Consider the following 25,384-nt stretch of genomic DNA (forward strand, 5'->3'; position numbering starts at 1 on the left):
CCCGACTAGCTCGGGAATTTTCTAGTTTTTTTAACTTTGTTTTAAAGAGTCATTGTTTACATCTTGTGATTTAGCATTAAGCTTTGAATGAACAATTGACTGTAATTTAGGTGAGGTTAAGGTGAAAAAGTACACAAAAAAACGAATCCAAAATTCTCTTAATAAACTCAATGAAGATCTAAATGATGAGGCTTTATGGGTTATTAAAGATAGTAAGTTAACTAAACATTTTAAGTTCGATGATTTTATTGATGCGTTTGGTTGGATGTCACAAGTAGCAATGTTTGCAGAAACACTCAAACATCATCCAGATTGGTCTAATTCTTACAATAAAGTAGCTGTCTCTCTCATGACACACGAGCTAAGTGGGCTTTCTGAGCTCGATTTTACCTTAGCCAAGAAAATGGAACATTATGCAAAGTAATGATGTTAGCTAAAGTGAAAGTAAAACTGATTGGATAAATTGACCTAAAGTGATGATTAATTAAACGTCCTGTATGTAGATTGACCGTTTGAACAGGTATTTATACTTTATCTGTATTAAGCCCTTGCGTGTCCCTGTTTGCTATGTATAATACGCCCCACTCGAGAAGAGGTACACGTAAAAAGCCTTTTAGTTGTAGAAGATTTCAAGCGCGGGATGGAGCAGTCTGGTAGCTCGTCGGGCTCATAACCCGAAGGTCGTAGGTTCAAATCCTGCTCCCGCAACCATATTTTGTAAATTCAAATTTTGATGCTTGAAGATATAAATTAACTGGTTGTAAATTACTAATATTTAGTAAGTAAAAATTTCAAGCGCGGGATGGAGCAGTCTGGTAGCTCGTCGGGCTCATAACCCGAAGGTCGTAGGTTCAAATCCTGCTCCCGCAACCATATGATAGAAACCACAAGTAAAGTTGTATTTACTTGTGGTTTTTTTATTGATAATAAAACTGTGTTCTCTGCCAAAAATATTGGCGTAATAATCCAGTTTTCAGTGGTTCTTTTTAGTCATTTTTTTAATTTTGAGCTTATATTTTTAAAATACACACTTAGTAAAAATTTTATTCTATAAGATGATAGATTTTTTGGTCTTTGAATAGGCCATGGTATTGCAAGTGCATTACCTGATCTGTACAATACGTCGCACTTGAGAAGCGAACTCCCTCATTAGTTAATGACAGTAACGCTTTATTTGTGGGAATGATTTGAGATGTTTTTAATTAATTATCTTTATTAATTTGCTCTATTAACCCACAACCACTTTTAAAAACTATTGTTTAGTTTTTTAGTGGACTAGGGTCCAGAAACAAATTACCCCGCTTGTACGGGGTTTTTTGTGTTCGTAATTTATACTCTCTAACGTTAAATTTATAGAGTCTACGGGTGATTCATTTTTTCTGGGCATTTTGGCCCTTTTTTTGTTTTTGGAGCAATATTTTGTCGCAACTCGAACAAAAGTTAACAGAAATGTTAACGTCGCCAGTCGAAGCTTTAGGTTTTGAAATGGTGGGTGTTGAGTTTATCCGGGCGGGTAAGCATTCAACATTGAGAATATATATTGACCACGCTGATGGTATCGGTGTGGAACATTGTGCTGAAGTTAGTCACCAAGTAAGTGCAGTGTTAGATGTAGAAGATCCAATTAGTACGGAATACAACTTAGAAGTATCGTCGCCAGGAATGGATAGACCTTTATTTAAGGAAACCCATTACTTAACCTGTTTAGGTGAAGTGGTTTCAGTCAAATTAAAGATCCCCATGGGTGATAGACGTAACTATAAAGGTAAAGTGTTAGGATGCGAAGCAGGTAACTTAACGTTAGAAGTTGATAACCAAATCCATGTTTTGGCTATTGCGAATATAGAGAAAGGTAATCTAGTCCCCTCTTTTGATTAAGATGGTGACCTGACAAGGGCTTTCGTAAGAGAGTAATCAGTGAGGCAACAATGAATAAAGAAATTTTGTTAGTGGCTGAAGCCGTTTCAAACGAAAAACAGGTTCCAAGAGAAAAAATCTTTGAGGCATTAGAATTTGCTATTGCCAGTGCCACTAAAAAGAAAAATGAAGGCGAAATTGAAGTACGTGTAAGTATTGATCGCGAAACTGGTAATTTTGATACTTTTCGTCAATGGCTAGTGGTTGCAGACGATCATGAGCAAGAAAATCCAATGGCTGAAATGTCTATATCAGCTGCTCAGTTAGATGAACCCGATATTCAATTAGGTGATTTTGTTGAAGACCAAATTGAATCTATCGCGTTTGACAGAATTACAACACAAACGGCTAAGCAAGTTATCGTACAGAAAGTACGTGAAGCTGAACGTGATCAAGTAATCGCCGAATATCAAGACCGTGTTGGTGAATTAGTTACCGGTACAGTGAAAAAGGTAAACCGAGATAACGTTATTATCGACCTAGGAAATAATGCTGAAGGCGTTATTTATCGTGATGATATGTTACCTCGTGAGACATTTCGCCCTGGTGACAGAGTACGTGGTTTGCTTTACGTTATTCGCCCTGAAGCACGTGGTGCTCAATTATTTATTAGTCGTACTCATCCAGACATGCTGGTTGAGTTATTTAGAATTGAAGTGCCTGAAATCGCAGAAGAAACGCTAGATATTAAAGCAGCGGCTCGTGATCCTGGTTCTAGAGCAAAGATTGCTGTGAAAACCAATGATAAACGCCTTGATCCAGTAGGTGCTTGTGTTGGTATGAGAGGCTCTCGAGTACAAGCGGTTTCTGGTGAATTAAGTGGTGAGCGCGTTGATATAGTGCTTTGGGATGATAATCCAGCTCAATTCGTTATTAATGCAATGGCTCCGGCTGAGGTATCTTCAATTGTTGTAGATGAAGATAAACAGTCTATGGATGTTGCCGTAGAGCCAGATAATTTAGCACAAGCTATTGGTCGCAGTGGCCAGAATGTTCGATTAGCAAGTCAGCTTACTGGCTGGGAATTGAACGTTATGACAACTGAAGAATTAAGTTCTAAACATGAAGAAGAAAACGCTAAAGTATTAGGCGTGTTTACCAGTGGTTTAGATATTGATGAAGACTTTGCTTCTGTATTAGTAGATGAAGGTTTTACTACATTAGAAGAAATTGCTTACGTTCCAATCAATGAATTGTTAGAAATAGAAGGTTTAGAAGAGGAGATGGTTGAGGAGCTTCGTAGTAGAGCTCGTGCAACTCTAACCACTCGTGCTTTGGCAAACGAAGAAACTTTAGAAGCAGTAGAGCCTAAAGAGGAACTGTTAAATCTTGAAGGTATGGATAAACATCTTGCTTATATGTTGGCCAGTCGCGGGATCACAGATCTTGAAGGGCTTGCAGAACAGGGTACAGATGAAATTTCAGATATAGAAGAACTAAGCGAAGAAAAAGCCGGTGAGTTGATCATGGCTGCTCGTAATATCGTTTGGTTCAACGAAGAATAGGTCACCAGGAGGAATACCAATTATGGCAGAAGTATCCATAGAAAAACTAGCCACTGATATAGGCACTTCAATTGACCGTTTGGTTCAACAATTTAAAAGTGCAGGTATCGTTAAAGCAGCCGGTGACAGTGTAACAGAAGACGAAAAACGTGTTTTGCTAGACTTCTTAAGTAAGCAGCATGGTGGAAATGGTTCAGAAGCGCCTAAACGTATGACGTTGCAACGAAAAACAACGAGTACATTAAGTGTAGGTAAGTCTAAATCTGTGAATGTTGAAGTGCGTAAAAAACGTACATATGTGAAACGTTCAGAAGTTGAAGAAGCTAAAATGGCTGAAGAAGAAGCCAAACGTTTGGCTGAAGAACAGCAAATTAAGCTTGAAGCCGAGCAAAAAGCAGCTGAAGCCGCTAAAAAAGCAGCGGAAGAAAAAGCTGTTAAAGCAGCAGAAGCAAAAGCTAAAGCTGATGCTGAGCGTGCAGCACGCGTTGAAAAAGCAAAAGAAGTCGCTGAAGCTCGTCAAGCTGAAGAGTCAGTTTTGAGTCCTGAAGAGAAAGCTGAGCAAGATCGTATTCGTTCGGAAGCTGAAAAGCTTCGTAAAGCTCAAGAAGAAGAAACTCAGCGTAAGCTTGAAGAAGATGCTAAGAATGCGGCTGAAGAAGCTAAGAAACTAGCAGAAGAGAATTCTAGACGTTGGAAAGAAGAAGAAGAGCGTCGTAAGAAGCAAGAAAAAGAAGAAGTTCATGTGCATTCGAATCGTTATGCTCAAGAAGCAGAAGACGTAGAAGATATGCAATCAGAGCGTGGCGGACGCAGACGTAAGAAGTCTAAGAAAAATGCCGGTTCTGAGCTAAAACACGCATTTAATAAGCCAGCAGCACCAGTTGAAAAAATGGTACGTATTGGCGAAACCATTACGGTTGGTGAGTTGGGTAGCAAGTTGGCGATTAAAGCCACTGAAGTTATCAAAACACTTATGAAAATGGGTGAAATGGTTACCATTAACCACGTACTTGACCAAGAAACTGCTGTATTAGTAGTTGAAGAAATGGGGCATAAGTATGAATTAGTTAATGACAATGCATTAGAAGATGAGTTAATCGCTGATGTGTCTGGTGGTGAAAAAGCTAGTCGTGCACCTGTTGTTACTATCATGGGTCACGTTGACCACGGTAAAACATCATTATTGGATTACATTCGTCGTGCTAAAGTAGCAGACGGCGAAGCAGGCGGTATTACTCAGCATATCGGTGCTTACAGTGTTGAAACTGATAATGGCCGAATTGCATTTTTAGATACTCCAGGTCACGCCGCCTTTACAGCTATGCGTGCTCGTGGAGCAACTGCAACTGATATCGTTATTCTAGTAGTCGCAGCAGATGATGGTGTGATGCCACAAACTAAAGAAGCGGTTCAGCATTCAAAAGCCGCTGGCGTACCTTTAATTGTAGCGGTTAATAAAATTGATAAAGAAGCGGCTGACTTAGATAGAGTTAAAACTGAATTATCACAAATCGAAGTGATTTCAGAAGAGTGGGGCGGTGAACACCAGTTCGTAAACGTTTCTGCTAAAACCGGTCAAGGTGTAGACGAGTTATTAGAAGCTATCAACTTACAAGCTGAAGTACTTGATTTACAAGCCGTACCAACTGGTCCTGCTAAGGGTATTGTTATTGAATCTCGTCTTGATAAAGGGCGTGGTCCAGTTGCTTCAGTACTCATTCAAGAAGGTGAGCTTAAAGCCGGTGACATTATGTTATGTGGTGAAGAATACGGGCGTATTCGAGCTATGCGGGATGAAAATGGTAAGGATGTGAAACTTGCAGGTCCTTCCACTCCAGTTGAAATCCTTGGTTTATCTGGTGTACCTATGGCAGGTGAGAATGCCTTAGTTGTTCAAGATGAGCGTAAAGCTCGTGAGGTAGCCACTAAGCGTCACACTAAACAGCGTGAAGTTAAACTTGCGAAGCAACAAAAAGCTAAGCTAGAAAACATGTTCGCAAACATGGAAGCTGGTGACGTGAGCGAGTTGAACGTTGTGCTTAAAGCTGATGTTCAAGGCTCGATTCAGGCCATCTCTGATTCTTTAACTAAATTGTCAACTGATGAAGTTAAAGTCAACATTGTTGGTAGTGGTGTTGGTGGAATTACAGAAACCGATGCAACTTTAGCAGCAGCTTCAAGCGCAATTGTAGTTGGTTTTAACGTTCGTGCTGATGCTTCAGCCCGTAAGATTGTTGAAACTGAAGAAATTGATTTACGTTACTACAGCATTATTTATCAATTGATTGACGAAGTTAAGCAAGCAATGAGTGGTATGTTAGCGCCAGAGTTCAGACAAGAAATCATTGGGTTGGCTGAGGTACGTGATGTATTTAAGTCACCAAAGATTGGTGCTATCGCTGGTTGTATGGTCACTGAAGGTATTGTTAAACGTAGTAATCCAATTCGAGTGTTACGTGAAAACGTTGTTATTTATGAAGGTGAACTTGAGTCACTGAGACGTTTCAAAGATGATGTTCAAGAAGTCCGTAACGGCATTGAGTGTGGTATTGGTGTTAAGAACTACAACGATGTTAAAGCGGGTGACCAGATCGAAGTGTTTGAAATTGTTGAAGTAAAACGAGAGCTTTAATATTTAACAAGCTAATAGGTTTTACCTATTCCGAGTTAAGTTAATTTACGGAGGCCTCGGCCTCCGTTTTGTTTGTGTACAGATGCATAAGTTATGTATCAGGAGAAATTAAGATGGCAAGAGAGTTTTCACGTACCGACCGTGTCGGGCAACAAATTCATAAAGAAATCGCCAGCATATTACAGAATGAATTCAAAAACCGCGACCCTCGCTTAGGTATGGTGACAGTATCAGGTGTCGAAGTTTCGCGAGATTTAGCGCATGCTAAAATTTATGTAACGTTTTTTGAAAATGATGAAGAACAAATTAAAGAATACTTAGCGATTCTTGAAGACAATAAAGGGTTTATTCGAAAACTATTGGCGAGTCGCATGCGTATGCGTGCTGTACCAGCTGTTAAATTTGTCAGAGATGGCTCATTAACAGAAGGGATCCGTATTGCTAATTTGGTAAGTGACACCTTAAATAAAGATGCTGAGCGTGCTAAAGAAGCGGGCCGCACTTTTGATGAAAACGATAAAGACATTGATGAGAATCTTTAATTAATGGCCAGAAAAAGAAAAGGCCGTTTAGTCAATGGCATTATTTTATTAGATAAGGGTCTCGGCTTATCTTCTAATCATGCACTGCAACAAGTTAAGCGTATGTTTAATGCAGCAAAAGCTGGGCATACTGGGGCATTAGATCCCTTAGCTACTGGCATGCTGCCTATTTGCTTGGGTGAGGCAACAAAGTTTTCTCAGTTTCTATTAGATGCGGATAAAACTTATCAAGTTACTGCAAAGCTGGGGGTCCGAACGACAACTTCAGACGCAGACGGTGAGGTTGTAGACACTAGAATAGTTAATGTCAATGAAGATAAATTACATTCAGCCTGTGATATGTTTAGAGGGCCAATCAAGCAAGTTCCTTCTATGTATTCAGCTTTAAAGCATCAAGGTAAGCCCTTGTATTTTTATGCTCGCCAAGGAATAAATATTGAAAGAGAAGCCCGAGACATCACTATTTTTAAATTAATAGTTGATAGGTTTGAAGGTGAAGAGGTCGATATGACCGTGCATTGTAGCAAAGGTACTTACATACGCTCTTTAGTAGATGATTTAGGCCAATTATTAGGTTGCGGAGCTTACGTAAGTAAACTTCATCGCACACAAGTAACTGATTATCCTGTTGACAGAATGATGACTATTGAGGCGCTTCAAATTATTCGAAATAAAATAGATGATGAAACCGCTGATTTGTTAAACAATGATACTTTTAGTGAGTTAGACGGGTTGCTGTTGCCAATGGATTCTGCAGTAAAAGAATTACCAGACGTTGAAATTGGAGAAATAGGTGAAGGGTTCTTCAGAAATGGTAACCCAGTCAATTTTAATGGAAGGTCAGAATTCTCCGAAGGTACTTTAGTAAAGGTATATAGTGAGCAAAGTGGTAAATTTTTAGGTGTTGGTTTTATTGATGATGATGCAAAAGTAGCACCTAAACGTTCGGTGGTGTATTAATAGTTAAATAGTCCTTGTTATTGCAAGATGCGAGGCTATAATACGCGCTCTTTTTGGCTTGCTGAATTAGTGATCGGCGAGTTGTATCTTTAAACTCTTATTTTTTGGAGAAAATTATGTCACTAAGTACACAAGAAACTGCAGCAATTATTGCTGAATATGGCGTTAAAGAAGGTGATACAGGTTCACCTGAAGTTCAAGTTGCATTGCTTACTAGCAATATCAACAAACTACAGGGCCACTTTGCAGATCATAAGAAAGATCACCACTCACGTCGTGGTCTATTACGTATGGTTAGCCAGCGTCGTAAACTTCTTGATTACCTTAAGGGTAAAAATGTTGAACGTTATCAAGACTTGATAAAACGTTTAGGCCTACGTCGTTAATCGATTTATGCATACAAAAAAGACGCGCAAGCGTCTTTTTTTATGTCTAAGATAAAGTGAAATTCATAGAGGTTGTTAGAAGGTTAATAATATAGAAAGTGATCTAGCCATTGTCTTAAGATTACTCACTATACTAAAGTATAGTGTCCTCTTGATTGAGTATAATCATTACTAGTTGAAATTTAAGTATATACTAGTGATCTTAGTGATAATATTTCTTATTTTACGGATGGTATTTAATAGGTAAAATTACAAATCAAACTATACTATTTATTGTTATTTTAAATTTGCTTAACAACAATAAACAGATGGACAAATATTTTTAATCACGAAATTTAGAGTATTAATTTAATAAATCAATAATGATGATTGAAAATGATCAAAAACAAATCCAATAATATAGTCGCGATATTCCTTCTTATCGTTGTATCAATTATGTCTACGGGCGGAGGCATATATTTGATCGACCAACATTACCAGCAGCGTGCCATTGAATCCGCTCGCAAAAACGCCGAACTGGTCACTCAATTGGTGGATAATGCTAGACGTTCTTACAGTCAGGTATTACAAAAACTAAGCGCTAAAATTTCAATCGAAACAGGCCATGACCATGTCGATTTTGAATATAAAGTACCTAACCCTGCAACTTTTAGTATAGAGCTAGCAAAAAGCGTTAGCACCCCAGGGCAACGAGTTTGGATGTATAGTGATCATCCATTTCCATGGCGTAAAAATACTGCTATTCCATCTAATGAGCATGAAGTTCAAGTGCTCGCTGCATTGAATGAAAACTCTGTTAACTCTATATTTAAAGTTGTAGATAACGGAGAGGATATGAGTGCATTTTTTGGGCGTGCAGTTACTATGAATGATCAAAGCTGTGTTGACTGCCACAATAACCATCCCTATAGCGCAAAGGTTGATTGGGTAGTAGGAGATACACGAGCTGTTCTAGCTGCAGAGTCACATATAATATATACGTCAAATTATTCATTATATGGGGTGTTCTTAATTGCTTCAGTACTCAGCTTTCTGAGTATTGCTCTCTATTTTCGAAAAAGTTATGAATGGATGCATAGCGAAAAAACGAATCGAATTTGTCCTTTAACGAATATTCCTAATCGTACAGCGCTAAATGAATATATTACTTATGCATTAGAGTCTAATGAACTGAATCAGACCAAGTTGGGTGTGATGATGATTGACATTGACGATTTTAAACAAGTAAATGACCAATATGGCCATGATATTGGAGATGAATGCATTGTATCTATTGCTTCAGAAATTCAATCATTTATGAATTCAGAAAATAAATTTGCTGGACGTTGGGGGGGAGAAGAGTTTCAAGTATTACTAAGTGATAGTGATAGAGAACAAGCCATGGCAACAGCAAAAAATATTTTAAACAATATTAGTAAATTGAAATTTTCAGTAAAGAGTATACACGTCACTGTTAGTATCGGGTTGTACATCACTACTCCTGACAAAGTTACAACGTGGGACTCCATTATGAAACGTGCTGACCAAGCTCTGTTAACTGCTAAACAAACGGGTAAAAATAAAATAGTCGAAGGTTAAGTGATTTAATCAACTGTATTTGCAGTAATTAGTGCGACTGTCATATTTTAAAAGTAATATAACCAATGTAATTCTGGACGATTTTGTTACTTTTTCTTGGTTTAGATATCCCCTAGTGTTTAGGATAGAACTATATGGTTGTTGTGACTGTTTATATATATGATGCTTCGTTTACCAATGAAGATACTCAGTTCTAATTGAAAACTAAATTTAAAGAACGTCTGATTATTTTAATCTTAGTATATAAGGTTCAATCACTAAAACAAAAAAAGGCGACCACTAGGTCGCCTTTTTAAAACTTGAAAGTTTTATTTTTCAATTTGATTGTAAGGACGTTTGGCTTCACCGGTATATAATTGGCGAGGACGACCGATTTTTTGACCCGGCTGACTTAACATCTCGTGCCAATGAGATACCCATCCAACAGTACGTGCAAGTGCAAAAATACATGTGAACATATTGGTAGGAATACCGATAGCTTTCAAAATTATGCCTGAGTAGAAATCAACATTCGGGAAAAGTTTCTTTTCTGCGAAGTAAGGGTCGCTAAGAGCAATTTTTTCTAGTTCCATTGCTACTTTAAGTAGTGGATCATCGATATTTAGCTCTTGTAATACTTCGTGGCAACTTTCGCGCATTACCGTTGCACGAGGATCAAAGTTCTTATAAACCCTATGACCAAAGCCCATCAATCTGAACGGATCAGCTTTGTCTTTAGCACGTGCAATAAATTCAGGAATACGATCAACAGAGCCAATTTCTTCAAGCATAGTTAAACAAGCTTCATTAGCACCACCATGAGCAGGACCCCATAACGAAGCAACACCTGCAGCAATACATGCATAAGGGTTAGCGCCTGATGAACCAGCTAAACGGACTGTGGATGTCGATGCATTTTGTTCGTGGTCAGCATGTAGTATGAATATTCTATCAACTGCTTTAGCTACTGCCGGACTAATCTTGTAATCTTCAGCTGGTACAGAGAACATCATGTTTAGGAAGTTTTCGGCATAACTCAAATCATTTCTAGGATAAACGAAAGGCTGACCAATGTTGTACTTATAACACATTGCTACTAACGTAGGCATCTTAGCAATTAAACGGTGCCCGCTACGCAGTCTTTGTTCAGGGTCGCTGATATCTAGGTCATCATGGTAGAAAGATGACATAGCGCCAACGGTTCCACATAACATCGCCATTGGGTGAGCATCACGTCTAAATCCGCGGAACAAGTTATTAACTTGGTCATGAACTAATGTGTGACGAGTAATCGTGTTTTTGAAATCGTTATATTCTTCAGTATTAGGAGTTTTGTCATGAAGAAGCATGTAACAGACTTCGATATAATCAGCTTCTCTAGCTAAATCTTCAATCGAGTAACCTCTATGTAACAAGATACCTTTAGCACCGTCAATAAACGTAATTGATGATTCACAAGAACTCGTGGCCATAAAGCCTGGATCGTGAGTGAAGTAACCGGTGCTACCTAAAGTACGGATATCTATGACATCATTCCCTTCAGTACCAGACAAAATCGGTAGTTCTACTTCTATATCACCTGCTTTTAAAATGGCTTTGTTATCTGCCATACATTGTTCTCCTCAGAATCGTTTTTATGTTCCAAATTAGCTTATGACGCTAAATGTAGGGGGCGAAATCGTCGCTATTTGTACTGACAATGCAGCTTGATGTCAATTTTTATGCGCTCATATACAGTAAAAATTCGCTCCTTTAGTATGTTAAAAGCAAATAAGTTTTTTGCATTGTACGGTTAACATCCATTTTAGAACCTGTTAACACTTGATTATAACTAATGTGAATTCTAAATTAGAGAAATGTATAACGATTTTTTTATTATTATAATGTAAAGCATACCTAGAGTTATGGCAATTCAAAGATGTGTATTGTTAAAATAGTTAACCCTTTAATACTGAACAATAATTGTATTTCCTCTCGTCGGTGGATATACTTCTTAGGCTTTACGTGCTGAAAATTAAATTGCACACTTCTTGTTAACTATTGATTTACATTGATTTAACACTGTGGTGGCATTTTTGGCTGTTATTCGGCATGCAAAATGTCAATTGCAAAAATGTTTAAACAACCCTCGGGTAAAAAGAGCGATAAACGTGAAAAAACAAAGACCAGTTAATTTACAACTCAATACTATTAGTTTCCCTCCTGCAGCTATTACTTCCATTCTCCATCGTATTACAGGTGTCGCATTATTTTTTGCGCTAATGTTTGTGATCTGGGCTTGGGCTGTATCTGTATCTTCTTCTGAAGGCTTTTCATTTGTTCAAGAACAGATGAGTGGACCTTTAGGATTATTCGTTTCTATTGGAACTATTTCAGCCCTTTTGTTTCATGTGTTAGGTGGTGTTAGACATATGATTATGGATTTGGGACATTGGGAAGAGCTTCAATCAGGTGATTTAAGCGCAAAGATTATCATTGCAGCTTGGATTATTCTTACAGTCGTAATAGGAGTTGTATTATGGTAACTGGTCAAGCAAGTTTAAAACGTAATGGTGTGCAGGATTTCGTAACTATACGAGCTACCGCTATCATCATGGTTGCGTTTGCAATATTTATGGGCGGCTTTTTTGCATGTACGCCAGAAGTAACATTTGAAATTTGGAAAGACTTATTTTCAAATATAGCTATGAAGGTTTTCACCTTTGCAGCGTTAGTGTCAATTATGCTTCACGTACGTATAGGTATGTGGCAAGTATTGACAGATTACGTTAAAGCGCCAGGCTTACGAGCGTTTATCCAATTTATTCTTAACCTAATTGCTTTTGTATATGTAGCAGTAGGTTTATTTGTTTTGTGGGGTGTGTAAATGAGTATTCCTGTTCATGAGTACGATGCAGTTGTTATTGGAGCCGGTGGCGCTGGAATGCGCGCGGCATTACAGATATCAGAATCTGGAAAATCTTGTGCATTGTTATCAAAAGTATTTCCAACTCGTTCACATACAGTTTCAGCTCAAGGTGGCATTACGGTTGCCTTAGGTAACGCCCATGACGATAACTGGGAATGGCATATGTACGATACTGTAAAAGGTTCCGATTACATAGGTGACCAAGACGCTATCGAATACATGTGTAAAACTGGTCCAGAAGCTATTATCGAAATGGAGAACATGGGTTTACCTTTTTCGCGTTTTGAAAATGGAAAAATCTATCAACGTCCGTTTGGTGGTCAATCGAAAGCATTTGGCGGTGAACAAGGTGCCCGTACTGCAGCAGCAGCTGATAGAACTGGACACGCATTATTACATTTGTTGTATCAACAAAATGTCAAAAATAAAACAAAAGTATTTAGCGAATGGTATGCCTTAGACTTAGTCAAAAATCAAGACGGTGATGTTGTTGGATGTACTGCTATTGATATTGAGTCTGGTGAAGTAGTCTACTTCAAATCCAAAGCCGTCGTTTTAGCAACTGGTGGAGCAGGGCGCATATATGCTTCTACCACTAATGCTCACATAAACACAGGTGATGGTGTAGGTATGGCCCTACGGGCTGGTGTTCCTATGCAAGATATGGAAATGTGGCAGTTCCACCCAACAGGTATAGCTGGCGCAGGTACATTAGTAACCGAAGGTTGTCGTGGTGAGGGTGGTTATTTATTGAATAAAGACGGTGAACGTTTCATGGAACGTTATGCTCCAAATGCTAAAGACTTAGCAGGTCGTGATGTTGTTGCCCGCTCTATGATGACTGAAATCCGTGAAGGCCGTGGTTTTGATGGGCCTCTTGGACCTCATTGTAAGTTAAAGCTTGATCACTTAGGTAAAGAGGTTCTTGAGTCTCGCCTTCCTGGCATACTTGAGTTATCTCGTACATTCGCTCACGTTGATCCGGTTAAAGAACCTATTCCTGTTATTCCTACTTGTCACTATATGATGGGTGGTATTCCAACAAATGTTGATGGCCAAGCACTAAGTATTGATGCAAACGGCAAAGAAAGCCCAATTAAAGGGTTGTTCGCTTGTGGTGAAATTGCTTGTGTATCTGTTCATGGTGCTAATCGTCTAGGCGGTAACTCATTATTAGATTTAGTTGTATTTGGTCGTGCGACTGGTTTACATCTTGGCTCTGCAATTGACGGAATTGAAGCTCGCGAAGCATCTACTGATGATGTTGATGCAGCGCTTACTCGATTTAATCGTTGGGAGAATTCTGAAATTGGTAAGGGTGAGGACCCAGTTCAAATTAAGAAAGATCTTCAACAATGTATGCAGCTTAATTTTTCTGTATTCCGTGAAGGTGATGCAATGGCAACAGGCTTGAAAGAGCTAGGAGAAATACGCGAAAGACTTCAACATGCTCGCTTAGATGATAAGAGTAATGATTTCAATACACAGCGTATAGAATGCCTAGAATTAGATAACTTAATGGAGACTGCATACAGCACTGCAGTTGCCGCTAACTTTAGAACTGAAAGCCGTGGAGCACATAGTCGTTTTGATTTCCCAGAGCGAGATGATGCTAATTGGTTGTGCCACTCAGTGTTCTTACCAGAAAACGATGCCATGCTAAAGCGTGAGGTGAATATGTCACCTAAATTGCGCGAAGCCTTTCCACCTAAAGCAAGAACGTACTAGGAGTAACGACAATGCAAATGAATTTTTCTATTTACCGTTACAATCCTGATGTAGACAATGCGCCACGCATGCAAGACTATCAGCTAGAGGTCCAAGAGGGCCAAGATATGATGGTCTTAGATGCTTTAATCGCACTTAAAGAACAGGACGCAACATTGTCATTTCGCCGTTCTTGCCGTGAAGGCGTTTGTGGATCTGACGGTGTAAACATGAACGGCAAAAACGGTTTAGCGTGTATTACACCTTTATCGGCACTTAAAAGTGCTAAAATTGTAGTAAGACCTCTACCTGGTCTACCTGTCGTTCGTGATTTAGTTGTGGATATGACACAGTTTTATACTCAATACGAAAAGATTAAGCCATTCTTAATTAACGATGATAACCAACCTCCAGCTCGTGAGTTTTTACAAGCGCCTGAAGAGAGAGAGAAGTTAGACGGTCTTTATGAATGTATCTTGTGTGCGTGTTGTTCAACATCGTGCCCATCTTTTTGGTGGAACCCTGATAAGTTTATTGGACCTGCAGGTTTGTTACATGCATACCGATTTTTAGCTGACAGCAGAGATACCGCTACCGAAGAACGCTTAAATGATCTAGATGATGCATTTAGTGTATTTAGATGTCACGGCATCATGAACTGTGTCAGTGTATGTCCTAAAGGTTTGAATCCAACTAAAGCGATTGGTCATATCAAATCTATGTTGTTAAAAAGAGCAGTATAGGAGCTTTAGGCCAATGTATTTTGCATTGGCCTTGCCAATCCTATAAAACGGGTGTTTACCCACCGATAAACGTTAAGCGTGCACTTGCACATCTTAATTTGCAAGTCTGATTAAACCAAGGGAAGACAATGCAGCAAAGCGTGATGAAAGCATGGTGGGATTCATCTCACATGTCTGGCGGCAACGCTACTTATGTAGAAGATATGTACGAAGCTTATCTTGAAGATGCGCAAAGCGTCTCTGAAGAATGGCGAAACGTATTTGATAAATTACCTGAAGTAGAAGGTGTGGCTGTTGAAACAAAACACAGCCAAGTACGAGAGCAGTTTCGTACATTAGCTGCATTAGGCCCAGCAGCTAGAGCAGGGGCCGGAGCAGTTGCAACACAGGCAACTGTCAGTGGTGATGATAAACAAGTGAAGGTATTACAATTAATTAATGCTTATCGCTTTAGAGGTCATCAACACGCTAATTTAGATCCACTCGAGCTATGGAAACAACCTAGAGTTCGTGATTTAGAATTATCCCATCATAATCTTTCTGAAAGTGACTTTGAAACTAACTTCAATGTGGGTTCTTACGCGATTGGCAAAGAAACCTTACCCCTTGGTGAATTATTTAAGTCTTTAAATCGGACATATTGCGGCTCTATCGGTACTGAATATATGCATATTACCGATACTGACCAGAAACGTTGGTTACAAAACCGCATCGAATCGGTTCAAGCAAAGCCTGAAATATCGAGAGACGAAAAAGTTAGTATTCTTAAGGGGTTAGTTGCTGCTGATGGTATGGAAAAATACCTTGGTGCTAAGTTCCCTGGCGCAAAGCGATTTTCACTTGAAGGTGGTGATGCATTAGTTCCTATGCTTAAAGGCTTAATTAGTCATGCTGGTACTAAAGGCACGAAAGAAGTCGTAATTGGTATGGCACATAGAGGCCGTATTAATACACTAGTAAATGTTTTAGGTAAAAACCCTTCAGTGTTGTTCGATGAATTCGCTGGTAAACATGATGATAGCTTAGGTGCGGGTGACGTAAAATACCATGCTGGTTATTCTTCAGACTTTGCTACCCCAGGTGGCAATCTACATTTAGCGCTTTCTTTTAATCCTTCGCATCTAGAGATTGTTAACCCAGTTGTTATCGGCTCTGTGAGAGCCAGATTGGATAGACGTGGCTGCAGTGATGGCTCTGTTGTTTTACCTATTACTATTCATGGTGATTCAGCTATTGCTGGTCAAGGTGTAGTTCAAGAAACCTTTAATATGTCCCAAACTCGGGGCTTCCAAGTAGGCGGTACTGTACGTATTGTTATCAACAACCAAGTTGGTTTTACTACATCTAAGACAGAAGATACACGCTCTACTCAATATTGTACTGACATTGCAAAAATGGTCCAAGCGCCAATTTTTCATGTTAATTCTGATGATCCTGAAGCAGTTTTATTCGTTACTAAACTAGCCCTTGATTACCGTAATCAGTTTAAACGTGACGTAGTCATAGATTTAGTATGTTACAGAAGGCATGGCCACAACGAAGCTGATGAGCCTAATGCTACTCAGCCTTTGATGTATCAGAAAATTAAAAAGCATCCCGTTCCTCGTAAAATATATGCAGACCAACTTATAGCAGAAGGTAGTATTGAAGCTCATGAAGTTGAAAAGCTCGTAAGTGAATACCGCGCTGCGTTAGACCACGGAGCATGTGTTGTAGAAGAGTGGCGCCCAATGACAGAACACTCTGTAGATTGGACTCCATATTTAGGGCACGATTGGGATGCTAAGTTTGATAGCGCAATTAGTGCTGACAAAATCATAGAGCTAGGCAATAAGTTATGTACTTTCCCGGAAGATCATAAATTACAGTCTCGTGTTGCGAAGTTATATCAAGACAGAAAAGCAATGGTAGCGGGTGACAAAGCCTACGATTGGGGCATGGCAGAAAACTTAGCATACGCGTCAATAGTTGATGGTGGCGCTAATATTCGAATGACAGGTCAAGACTCTGGTCGTGGCACATTCTTCCATCGTCACGCTGTTTTACATAATCAAACTGATGGCAGTGACTACATGCCACTTCAGAACTTGCATTCAGAGCAAGGCACTATGGAAATCTACGATTCTGTATTGTCAGAAGCTGCAGTACTCGCATTTGAATTTGGTTATGCTACAGCTGAACCAGGTACATTAACCATTTGGGAAGCGCAGTTTGGTGACTTTGCCAATGGTGCTCAAGTGGTTATCGATCAGTTCTTAAGTTCAGGCGAAGCAAAATGGGGGCGTTTGTGTGGTTTAACAATGTTATTACCACATGGTTATGAAGGCCAAGGTCCAGAGCATAGCTCCGCCAGATTAGAACGTTTCTTACAAATGTGTGCCGATCATAACTGGCAAGTGTGTGTACCATCTACACCTGCTCAAGTATTTAACATGTTGCGCCGTCAATCTTTACGACCTATGCGTCGGCCTTTGATAGTGATGTCACCCAAATCATTGTTACGTCACCCGTTAGCTACATCATCCATTGATGAATTAGCTGAAGGCGTTTTTCATAACGTGATCGATGAAGTAGATGACATTAGCCCAAGTAAAGTTAAACGTGTTGTGATGTGTTCAGGCAAAGTCTATTACGATTTATTAGAACAACGTCGTAAGAACGAACAAGATGATATTGCTATTATTCGTATTGAACAGCTTTACCCATTCCCTCATGAAGAAATAGGGCAAATTGTAAGTAAATTCAAAACAGCAAAAGATTGGGTTTGGTGTCAAGAAGAGCCGCAAAATCAAGGTGCTTGGTATTGTAGTCAACATCATTTTTGGGCTGCATTGCCAAAAGGTGCGACTTTGACCTATGCTGGCAGAAAAGCGTCTGCTTCTCCTGCAGTAGGGTATATTTCAGTTCACAACCAACAGCAAAAAGACTTGGTTGATGATGCATTAACAATTTTATAAGGAACCAGTATGACAATCGAAATCAAAGTACCGGTATTACCTGAATCAGTGGCAGATGCATCAATCGCGACCTGGCACGTAAAGGTAGGTGATAAAGTCAGCCGAGATCAGAACTTGGTAGATATTGAAACAGATAAAGTAGTACTAGAAGTAGTAGCGCCAGCTGATGGAGTCGTCTCAGAAATATTCCAAATGGAAGGCGAGACCGTTTTAGGCGAGCAAACAATAGCAAATTTCGAAGAAGGTTCAGCAACTGCTAGTGCTTCAGCGCCTGTTGCAAGTGCAGAATCAAATCAACCATCCGGTAATAAAGGTGAGTCAGTGGATATTAAGGTACCTGTTCTGCCAGAGTCAGTGGCAGATGCAACAGTAGCAACATGGCATGTTCAGCCAGGTGAAGCGATTTCTCGAGATCAAAATTTAGTTGATATCGAGACAGATAAAGTAGTCTTAGAAGTTGTTGCTCCGGCAGACGGCTCACTAAGTGAGATTTTATCCCCTGAAGGTGAAACCGTAACAGGTGAGCAAGTTATTGCTAAATTTGTTGCTGGTGCCGCCGCTGCAGCGCCAGTAGCTGAAGCTTCAGAAGCTACATCAGAAGACAATGATGCACTTAGCCCGTCTGTACGTCGTTTGTTAACTGAAAAAGGTATCGATGCATCAAGCATTAAAGGTACAGGTAAAGGCGGACGTATCACGAAGGAAGACGTTGAGAAATCATTACAAGCGCCAGCTGCTAAACCTGCTGCTGCAGAAACTGCAGCTCCAGCTGTTGCGCTAGGTAATAGAACAGATAAACGTGTTCCAATGACTCGTTTACGTAAAACAATTGCTACGCGTTTATTAGAAGCTAAAAATAGCACAGCAATGCTAACGACCTTTAACGAAGTTAACATGAAGCCAATCATGGATTTACGTAAACAGTACCAAGAGCAGTTTGAAAAGCGACATGGTATTCGCTTAGGCTTTATGTCGTTTTACGTTAAAGCGGTAACTGAGGCCCTTAAACGCTTCCCAGAAGTAAATGCTTCTATTGACGGTGATGATATTTGTTATCACAACTATTTCGATATCTCTATTGCAGTATCTACTCCTCGCGGTTTAGTGACACCAGTACTTAAAGATACCGATGCGTTAGGCATGGCTGGTATCGAAGGTGGTATTCGTGAGCTGGCGCTAAAAGGACGTGATGGTAAATTAAGTCTTGCTGATATGCAGGGCGGTAATTTTACTATTACTAATGGTGGTGTATTTGGTTCTTTGATGTCTACACCAATCTTAAACCTTCCACAAAGTGCTATTTTGGGCATGCATAAGATCCAAGATAGACCTATGGCAGTGAATGGCAAAGTAGAGATTTTGCCAATGATGTATTTAGCACTTTCTTATGATCACAGAATTATCGACGGTAAAGAGTCGGTTGGTTTCTTGGTTACTATTAAAGAAATGTTAGAAGATCCTACGCGTTTATTGTTAGACGTGTAATTGAACGAGGCAGGTAAGAATTACTCTTGCCTGCATCTCGCTGTTACTAGTTATAAATGGTAACGGCATAAAAAATAAAGCAGCTAATAAGCCGCTTTTTTCTTAAATAAAACGGGTAAAAAACCATGAATTTGCATGAATATCAAGGCAAGCAATTATTCAAAGAATATGGCTTGCCAGTGTCTGAAGGGATCGCTACAGATTCTCCAGAAGAAGCTGCAGCAGCGGCTGATAAAATTGGCGGAAGTGAGTGGGTGGTTAAATGCCAAGTGCACGCAGGTGGCCGAGGTAAGGCTGGCGGTGTTAAATTAGTTAAGTCTAAAGAAGAAATCAAAGCCTTCGCTGAAAACTGGTTAGGTAAAAACCTAGTTACGTTTCAAACAGACGAAAACGGCCAACCAGTAAGCAAAATCTTAGTTGAATCTTGTACTGATATTGCTGATGAACTTTATTTAGGCGCTGTTGTTGATCGTACTTCACGTCGTGTTGTATTCATGGCTTCTACTGAAGGCGGTGTCGAAATCGAAACCGTTGCAGAAGAAACGCCAGAAAAAATTCTGAAAGCTGAAATTGATCCAATTGTTGGTGCTCAACCATACCAAGCTCGTGAGATGGCTTTTCAATTAGGTCTTAAAGGCGTACAAATTAAGCAATTCACTAAGATTTTCTTAGGTTTAGCTAAAATGTTTGTAGATCTTGATATCGCACTTATCGAAATCAACCCTCTAGTAATCAAAGACGACGGTGATATTCATTGTCTAGATGCGAAAGTTGCTATCGATGGTAACGCTGCTTACCGTCAGCCTAAAGTTAAAGCTATGCACGATCCATCACAAGATGACGCTCGTGAAGCTGAAGCGGCTAAGTGGGAACTAAACTATGTAGCTCTAGACGGAAACGTTGGTTGTATGGTTAACGGTGCTGGACTTGCTATGGGTACTATGGATATTGTTAACCTTCACGGTGGCAAGCCAGCTAACTTCCTTGATGTAGGCGGTGGTGCAACTAAAGAACGTGTTGCTGAAGCATTTAAAATCATACTTTCTGACAGTAATGTTAGTGCTGTACTAGTTAACATTTTTGGTGGGATTGTACGTTGTGACATGATCGCTGAAGGTATTATCGGTGCAGTTAAAGAAGTTGGAGTTAAGGTGCCTGTTGTTGTTCGTCTTGAAGGGACAAACGCTGAACTTGGTCGTGAAGTATTAGCTAAGTCAGACCTAGATATCATAGCTGCAAGCAGTTTAACTGACGCAGCACAGCTAGTTGTTAAAGCCGCGGAGGGCAAATAATGTCTGTATTAATTAATAAAGACACCAAAGTTATCTGTCAGGGTTTTACTGGTGGTCAAGGTACTTTCCATTCTGAGCAAGCTATTGCTTATGGTACAAAAATGGTTGGTGGTGTAACACCTGGTAAAGGTGGAACAACTCACCTAGATTTACCTGTATTCAATACAGTACGTGAAGCGGTTGAGACAACTGGTGCTACTGCATCTGTTATCTATGTACCAGCTGCATTCTGTAAAGATTCAATCGTTGAAGCGGCAGACGCTGGTATCGAATTGATCATCTGTATCACAGAAGGTATTCCAACTATCGACATGTTATTCGTTAAAGAATACTTGAACGTTAAAGGCGTTCGCATGATCGGTCCTAACTGCCCAGGTGTTATTACTCCAGGCGAATGTAAAATTGGTATCATGCCTGGCCACATCCATAAGCCTGGTAAAGTTGGTATCGTTTCACGTTCTGGTACTTTGACGTACGAAGCCGTTAAGCAAACTACAGATGAAGGTTTCGGCCAATCTACTTGTGTAGGTATTGGTGGTGACCCTATCCCTGGTTCTAACTTCATCGACATCTTGAAATTGTTCCAAGAAGATCCGGCTACAGAAGCAATCGTTATGATTGGTGAAATTGGTGGTTCTGCAGAAGAAGAAGCTGCTGAGTTCATCAAAGCTAACGTTACTAAGCCTGTTGTATCTTACATTGCTGGTGTAACTGCACCAGAAGGTAAGCGTATGGGTCATGCTGGCGCAATTATCGCTGGCGGTAAAGGTACAGCTGATGAAAAATTCAAAGCATTAGAAGCTGCAGGTGTTAAAACTGTTCGTTCTCTTGCTGATATCGGTAAAGGTTTACGTGAAATCACCGGTTGGTAAATTGCGTTAATTTTTAATGATTCTTCCAAATACAAAAACCCGCTGCTAGCGGGTTTTTTATGGTTTGTTATTCGCTGGGCTTATTGTTCACTTATGGTTAAGTCACTTATTCACTTCGCTCACTGTCATCTGGATAACTGCGTTCTACGTTATTCTATCTTCAGCCATCATTGGCTTTGCGCATAACTTGGATGATATGTTGTAAAAAAGGAGACTTATTCATAAGGTTGTCATTGTGATAAATTTTACTGTTTTCATATACAGTATTTTGTGATTTGTCCAATAACAGCAAATTGTGGACATTTTGGGGTATTTCCACATATAGCTTTTGCTTGATATGGAAAAAACAGTTATAAAATAAGCATGTATGGGATTTTTAATAAAATAGCCCGAATAATAAACGACATTATGGGGTGTTTAAACACGACATAATGCCGTCTAATAAATTGTTATATGCCATAGGAGAATTTAAATGGAGCTTGAAATTTGGTACGTAATCGTAGGCATAGCTATTTTATTTAATATTATTGTTTCTATATTTCTAGCGCGCCGAGACGACTTGGAAACCTTTCAAAAAGGTGCTCAGATATTTATTGTTTGGTTAATACCTTTTTTCGCAGCCATTGGTCTTTGGTTATTAAATCGTAGTCAGGATGCACCATCTCGTTCTTCAAAAAGTTTGGGGGGTGGCCCGCAAGATAGCAGTGGGGTTGGCTCTTCAGGTGACTAATGGCATCTAACAAACCAATGTTGTTCAGCCATCAAGCTGGCTTGGGAAAATTACTCGCTGGCACTTCGTGCCAAAACACTCGTAATTTCCCCAAATTGGGGCGTTAGGCACACTCAATGATTGAAGCAGTACCAATATTTGATGTTCAAAGTAATTCCGGCTACGAATCGAATATTTCTAGTGTTGAATTCAAAAATCAAAGTCTAACGATCGTTGTCGATTTTGATTATGGTGAAGAATACGAAATCACTTTTAATGAACAGGTGTGGGCTTTTCGTTATATGGAAGAAGGCGATTTAAGGTATTATTGGGAATCTGGTGAATTCAAATCTGGTCATTTGATTTATGAAATACTCAAAGGTGGGTGGCTTTCAAAGGAAGGCTCAGAGAAAGATATATTGGGGATAGCTAGATCTGAAAATTGGTTAAAGGAGTGGTTCGTAGTAACAAAAAACTTTTCGTTTGTAGTTTTATCAAACTCCCTTCCTTTTATCAGTAGGCTACAAAATGCCTAACAAACCAAGGGATCGGAAAACCACTCACTGGCTGCGCCAAAACGTTCGCATTTTCCGCTGCTTGGGGCGTTATACCTACAAATGAAACTATTGAAACATTTAGCTCTGCTGGCATTATTCTTTTTTACTTTTTCTTTAAAGGCCTCTCCCGATGAAGAAGCAAGGAATCGACTTAAAAATTTATATGGTGAAAGTAAAATATACGAAGAATTTTTTTATAAATTGAAATCTGCACTGGTATTAAAAAATGCTGAGGAAGTTGCAAAATATAATGGTTACCCTATTCGAGTGAATTTCAAGGCTGGCACTGAATACTTTAAAAATAGTAAGGAGTTTCTAGCTAACTATGGTCGAATAATAACCAGCGAGATGTTAGGTAGAGTAGAAAAACAAGCATTCTCTACTTTGTTTGCCAACTCATATGGCTTACATATAGGTTTAGGTGACATTTGGTTTACAGGTTATTGTGTTGGTAAAAATGCCGATAACCCCTGTGAAAAAGTAAAAATAAGCGTAACAGCGTATAACGTCAATTATGTCGAATAGTAGGTATAACAAAAACATTATTTCGCTCGAAGGCTCGCTGGGACAATTACTCACTGGCTGGCGCTTCGCGCAGTATAGCCAGCAAGTAATTGCCCTATATGTTAAGCGTTATGTTTTAAGAGATAAATTTAAGCTCAAACATGAAAACGTGCAAAAAATGTAATTCTATAGTTTCGCCAAAAGAAGTCCGAGTGCGGTCAAAATATTCTTACTTCGTATGCACTGTATGCAATACAAAAATTGCAGGATATCCATGGCAAAAAGTACTTATAGTAGTTGTAGTAAGTACAATTATAATTCTAGTATTATCAGCAGCTACATAACATTAGGTAATAGCTTTAATGCATTTAAAACATAACAAACAAAGCCACCCCATCGCGCAAAAAGCGCGCGCCGGCGCTTTGGAGCGTTATACGAATTAAGGCAGAATATGTTTAAACCGCAAAGAGCTCATTTGAAATTTCCTAAAGTTATAGGTTTCGTATTTATTTGTATCGGTATTTTAATTGGATACCCAGCTCTTGAAGTTGTTCTTGACTCTAATGCTACAGTTGTTGTTAATGGTATCGAAAGGCAGGATATGGAGGCTAAAATTTTTGCTTTATTTATCCCTATTTTATTAATTATTTTAGGTGGAGTTTTTAGTTTATCCAATGGTAGTTTTATCTCAAGTTTCAATAAGCTAAGAGATGAAATCTATTCTGGTATTTTTGGCAAATAATTCGTATATCAAGAGACTATGGCGCCAATAGTTAATTTTTAGCCTTTGGCGCTTCCCACATCACGCCGTCTCTTAGCATTGAGTTCAAGATAACAACCATCTTTCTGATACAAGTAATGATGGCTACTTTTTTTGGTTTTCCTGAGGTAAAAATAAACAATACACCCATTGTTAAAGATAGCTAAATCACAGTTTTGTTCTAAACTCTAAGGCATTCAAACAATTAAGGATGGAGACTATGCTAGACACCCGTGTTTACTTCGTCATAATCCAACTTAGTGATTTTTCTGAAAGCTCTAAAATGGGTGTCCATCTAAGTTTTTAAAGGCATGGTCCTTTTTCAAAATAGCCTTGGTTTGTTTCGGATACTGTCGTGATCGAATAGGGCCCAGTAAAAGCTAATTCTTCGCTACTTCCTTTAGCATAATAATGATATTGAAAATTATAGTACCAATAAGTTGCTCGTTTGGGGGATGCATTGTAATGGTATGTGTTATAAGTTGTATATTCTTTGCAAATCCAAGAGGAGCAAATAGAGTCGCTACCACTGCAACTTTGATCAATCCCATCTCCACATATATCAATGGCACCAGGATTGATATTGGCATCTAAATCATTGCAATCACTGATTGAACTATATCCATCTTCATCTGCGTCTATGGCATTATTACCATTATTTATACGTCGATTATTGTCAAAAAACCACTGCGTAACATAGTTTGGATAGTCGACTTTATCATTGACAAAATAGCCTGAGTTACCGCCGTTTCCTGTAGACCAATCATGCCCCATTCCAGATACCGAAATTTTTGATACTCGAGGGCCAACACTATCGGAGTAAACTGTTTTTGTTCCACCAGTCGCTATTGTTGTAGATTGTCCTTGAACTGTAGCGCCATAAACTAAACTCATAATATCTGCTCCATGGTCATTGAACCCCGGTGCCACAGAAGAGTCATTACTGCCATGAATTGTAGAATAAATTTGTGTTGTCAAGTCAGCCGTATAATTACCAGACATGTTTTGACACAAGGTTGCTTTGTCTTGGTCAGAGTAATTCCATGGAACAAATAAATATTGATTTGCACTAGTGCCTAACCCAGGCCCTGCTGCTGAACCTACTCCCGCAAATATGTCTGGCGCCAAACATGCAATGACATTCGCTTGTCCGCCTCCCGAAGAAAACCCGGTTATGTATACCTGATTGGGATCAATATTAAGTTCAGAACGGCTTGTTAGTTCATTGGCTAAATCTATTATTTCATCACAATAAACAAGACACCCATTTTTAAAGTTAGCTAAATCACAGCTTTGTTCTAAGCTTTAGGTTATTCAAACAACCAAGGATGGTGTGTTATGCCTCAGTCCCGTAAAAGCCAAATTAGTCTTGTCGATACCCCTTATTATCA

Annotated in this window: 22 protein-coding genes, 2 tRNA genes and 1 pseudogene; 22 read left to right on the forward strand and 3 right to left on the reverse strand. The window is 39.3% G+C overall.

What is annotated here, in order from left to right:
• Positions 1 to 121 precede the first annotated feature (121 nt).
• The 10 genes from ABJD71_RS03345 to ABJD71_RS03390 all read left to right on the forward strand — a co-directional run bounded on the left by ABJD71_RS03345 (position 122) and on the right by ABJD71_RS03390 (position 9,520).
• Positions 122 to 424 (forward strand): 4a-hydroxytetrahydrobiopterin dehydratase, encoded by a 303-nt coding sequence (locus ABJD71_RS03345; RefSeq protein ID WP_348164527.1) that lies wholly within the window; start codon positions 122 to 124, stop codon positions 422 to 424.
• 210 nt (positions 425 to 634) lie between these two features.
• A tRNA-Met gene (locus tag ABJD71_RS03350) sits at positions 635 to 711 on the forward strand.
• An 85-nt stretch (positions 712 to 796) separates the two neighbouring features.
• Positions 797 to 873 (forward strand) — tRNA-Met (locus ABJD71_RS03355).
• A gap of 546 nt (positions 874 to 1,419) precedes the next feature.
• Entirely contained in the window at positions 1,420 to 1,878 is a 459-nt protein-coding gene (rimP, locus tag ABJD71_RS03360) for a ribosome maturation factor RimP (RefSeq protein ID WP_348164530.1), read from the forward strand.
• 50 nt (positions 1,879 to 1,928) lie between these two features.
• Positions 1,929 to 3,422, forward strand: coding sequence for a transcription termination factor NusA (gene nusA / locus ABJD71_RS03365; RefSeq protein ID WP_348164533.1), 1,494 nt, complete (start codon positions 1,929 to 1,931; stop codon positions 3,420 to 3,422).
• A 22-nt stretch (positions 3,423 to 3,444) separates the two neighbouring features.
• A complete protein-coding gene (gene infB / locus ABJD71_RS03370) occupies positions 3,445 to 6,054 on the forward strand; it encodes a translation initiation factor IF-2 (protein ID WP_348164536.1) in 2,610 nt (869 codons plus the stop codon).
• Positions 6,055 to 6,167: 113 nt separating this feature from the next.
• A complete protein-coding gene (gene rbfA / locus ABJD71_RS03375) occupies positions 6,168 to 6,596 on the forward strand; it encodes a 30S ribosome-binding factor RbfA (protein ID WP_348164539.1) in 429 nt (142 codons plus the stop codon).
• A 3-nt stretch (positions 6,597 to 6,599) separates the two neighbouring features.
• Positions 6,600 to 7,556, forward strand: coding sequence for a tRNA pseudouridine(55) synthase TruB (truB, locus tag ABJD71_RS03380; protein ID WP_348164542.1), 957 nt, complete (start codon positions 6,600 to 6,602; stop codon positions 7,554 to 7,556).
• Between the two features lie 116 nt (positions 7,557 to 7,672).
• The gene (gene rpsO / locus ABJD71_RS03385) at positions 7,673 to 7,942 is read left to right on the forward strand and encodes a 30S ribosomal protein S15 (protein WP_316027182.1); all 270 of its coding nucleotides are present in this window, start codon (positions 7,673 to 7,675) and stop codon (positions 7,940 to 7,942) included.
• A 375-nt stretch (positions 7,943 to 8,317) separates the two neighbouring features.
• Positions 8,318 to 9,520 (forward strand): diguanylate cyclase, encoded by a 1,203-nt coding sequence (locus tag ABJD71_RS03390; protein WP_348164546.1) that lies wholly within the window; start codon positions 8,318 to 8,320, stop codon positions 9,518 to 9,520.
• Positions 9,521 to 9,828: 308 nt separating this feature from the next.
• Here ABJD71_RS03390 and gltA read toward each other — a convergent pair whose 3' ends face one another.
• Entirely contained in the window at positions 9,829 to 11,109 is a 1,281-nt protein-coding gene (gene gltA, locus ABJD71_RS03395; RefSeq protein WP_348164549.1) for a citrate synthase, read from the reverse strand.
• A 540-nt stretch (positions 11,110 to 11,649) separates the two neighbouring features.
• On the opposite strand from gltA, the gene sdhC reads away from it, so the two are divergent.
• From sdhC to ABJD71_RS03455, 12 genes are all read left to right on the forward strand, one after another.
• Positions 11,650 to 12,024, forward strand: coding sequence for a succinate dehydrogenase, cytochrome b556 subunit (gene sdhC / locus ABJD71_RS03400; RefSeq protein WP_348164552.1), 375 nt, complete (start codon positions 11,650 to 11,652; stop codon positions 12,022 to 12,024).
• The gene (sdhD, locus tag ABJD71_RS03405; protein ID WP_348164555.1) at positions 12,018 to 12,365 is read left to right on the forward strand and encodes a succinate dehydrogenase, hydrophobic membrane anchor protein; all 348 of its coding nucleotides are present in this window, start codon (positions 12,018 to 12,020) and stop codon (positions 12,363 to 12,365) included. Before sdhC ends, sdhD begins: the two co-directional genes overlap by 7 nt.
• Positions 12,366 to 14,135, forward strand: coding sequence for a succinate dehydrogenase flavoprotein subunit (gene sdhA, locus ABJD71_RS03410; protein WP_348164558.1), 1,770 nt, complete (start codon positions 12,366 to 12,368; stop codon positions 14,133 to 14,135).
• 11 nt (positions 14,136 to 14,146) lie between these two features.
• On the forward strand, positions 14,147 to 14,857 hold the full coding sequence (locus ABJD71_RS03415) for a succinate dehydrogenase iron-sulfur subunit (RefSeq protein WP_348164561.1): 711 nt from the start codon (positions 14,147 to 14,149) through the stop codon (positions 14,855 to 14,857).
• A gap of 128 nt (positions 14,858 to 14,985) precedes the next feature.
• Positions 14,986 to 17,814 (forward strand): 2-oxoglutarate dehydrogenase E1 component, encoded by a 2,829-nt coding sequence (locus ABJD71_RS03420; RefSeq protein ID WP_348164564.1) that lies wholly within the window; start codon positions 14,986 to 14,988, stop codon positions 17,812 to 17,814.
• A gap of 9 nt (positions 17,815 to 17,823) precedes the next feature.
• Complete coding sequence (odhB, locus tag ABJD71_RS03425) at positions 17,824 to 19,299, forward strand: 2-oxoglutarate dehydrogenase complex dihydrolipoyllysine-residue succinyltransferase (RefSeq protein WP_348164566.1); 1,476 nt, start codon at positions 17,824 to 17,826, stop codon at positions 19,297 to 19,299.
• A gap of 125 nt (positions 19,300 to 19,424) precedes the next feature.
• Complete coding sequence (sucC, locus tag ABJD71_RS03430) at positions 19,425 to 20,591, forward strand: ADP-forming succinate--CoA ligase subunit beta (RefSeq protein ID WP_348164569.1); 1,167 nt, start codon at positions 19,425 to 19,427, stop codon at positions 20,589 to 20,591.
• Positions 20,591 to 21,463: a succinate--CoA ligase subunit alpha gene (gene sucD, locus ABJD71_RS03435; protein WP_348164572.1), complete on the forward strand. Its 873-nt coding sequence runs from the start codon at positions 20,591 to 20,593 to the stop codon at positions 21,461 to 21,463. The genes sucC and sucD overlap by 1 nt, the downstream gene beginning before the upstream one ends.
• A 472-nt stretch (positions 21,464 to 21,935) precedes the next feature.
• The gene (locus tag ABJD71_RS03440; RefSeq protein WP_348164575.1) at positions 21,936 to 22,193 is read left to right on the forward strand and encodes a hypothetical protein; all 258 of its coding nucleotides are present in this window, start codon (positions 21,936 to 21,938) and stop codon (positions 22,191 to 22,193) included.
• 116 nt (positions 22,194 to 22,309) lie between these two features.
• The gene (locus ABJD71_RS03445; protein ID WP_348164578.1) at positions 22,310 to 22,708 is read left to right on the forward strand and encodes a hypothetical protein; all 399 of its coding nucleotides are present in this window, start codon (positions 22,310 to 22,312) and stop codon (positions 22,706 to 22,708) included.
• A gap of 81 nt (positions 22,709 to 22,789) precedes the next feature.
• Positions 22,790 to 23,254: a hypothetical protein gene (locus ABJD71_RS03450; RefSeq protein WP_348164581.1), complete on the forward strand. Its 465-nt coding sequence runs from the start codon at positions 22,790 to 22,792 to the stop codon at positions 23,252 to 23,254.
• 430 nt (positions 23,255 to 23,684) lie between these two features.
• Positions 23,685 to 23,975: a hypothetical protein gene (locus tag ABJD71_RS03455; RefSeq protein WP_348164584.1), complete on the forward strand. Its 291-nt coding sequence runs from the start codon at positions 23,685 to 23,687 to the stop codon at positions 23,973 to 23,975.
• A 31-nt stretch (positions 23,976 to 24,006) separates the two neighbouring features.
• Here ABJD71_RS03455 and ABJD71_RS03460 read toward each other — a convergent pair.
• Positions 24,007 to 24,120 (reverse strand): annotated as a pseudogene (locus tag ABJD71_RS03460) (IS110 family transposase); the annotation flags it as partial.
• 176 nt (positions 24,121 to 24,296) lie between these two features.
• Positions 24,297 to 25,235, reverse strand: a complete 939-nt coding sequence (locus ABJD71_RS03465) for a MopE-related protein (protein WP_348164591.1) — start codon at positions 25,233 to 25,235, stop codon at positions 24,297 to 24,299.
• Between the last annotated feature and the right edge of the window lie 149 nt (positions 25,236 to 25,384).

Origin of the sequence: Paraglaciecola sp. (assembly GCF_039943935.1) — a bacterium.
Taxonomy (GTDB): Bacteria; Pseudomonadota; Gammaproteobacteria; order Enterobacterales; family Alteromonadaceae; genus Paraglaciecola.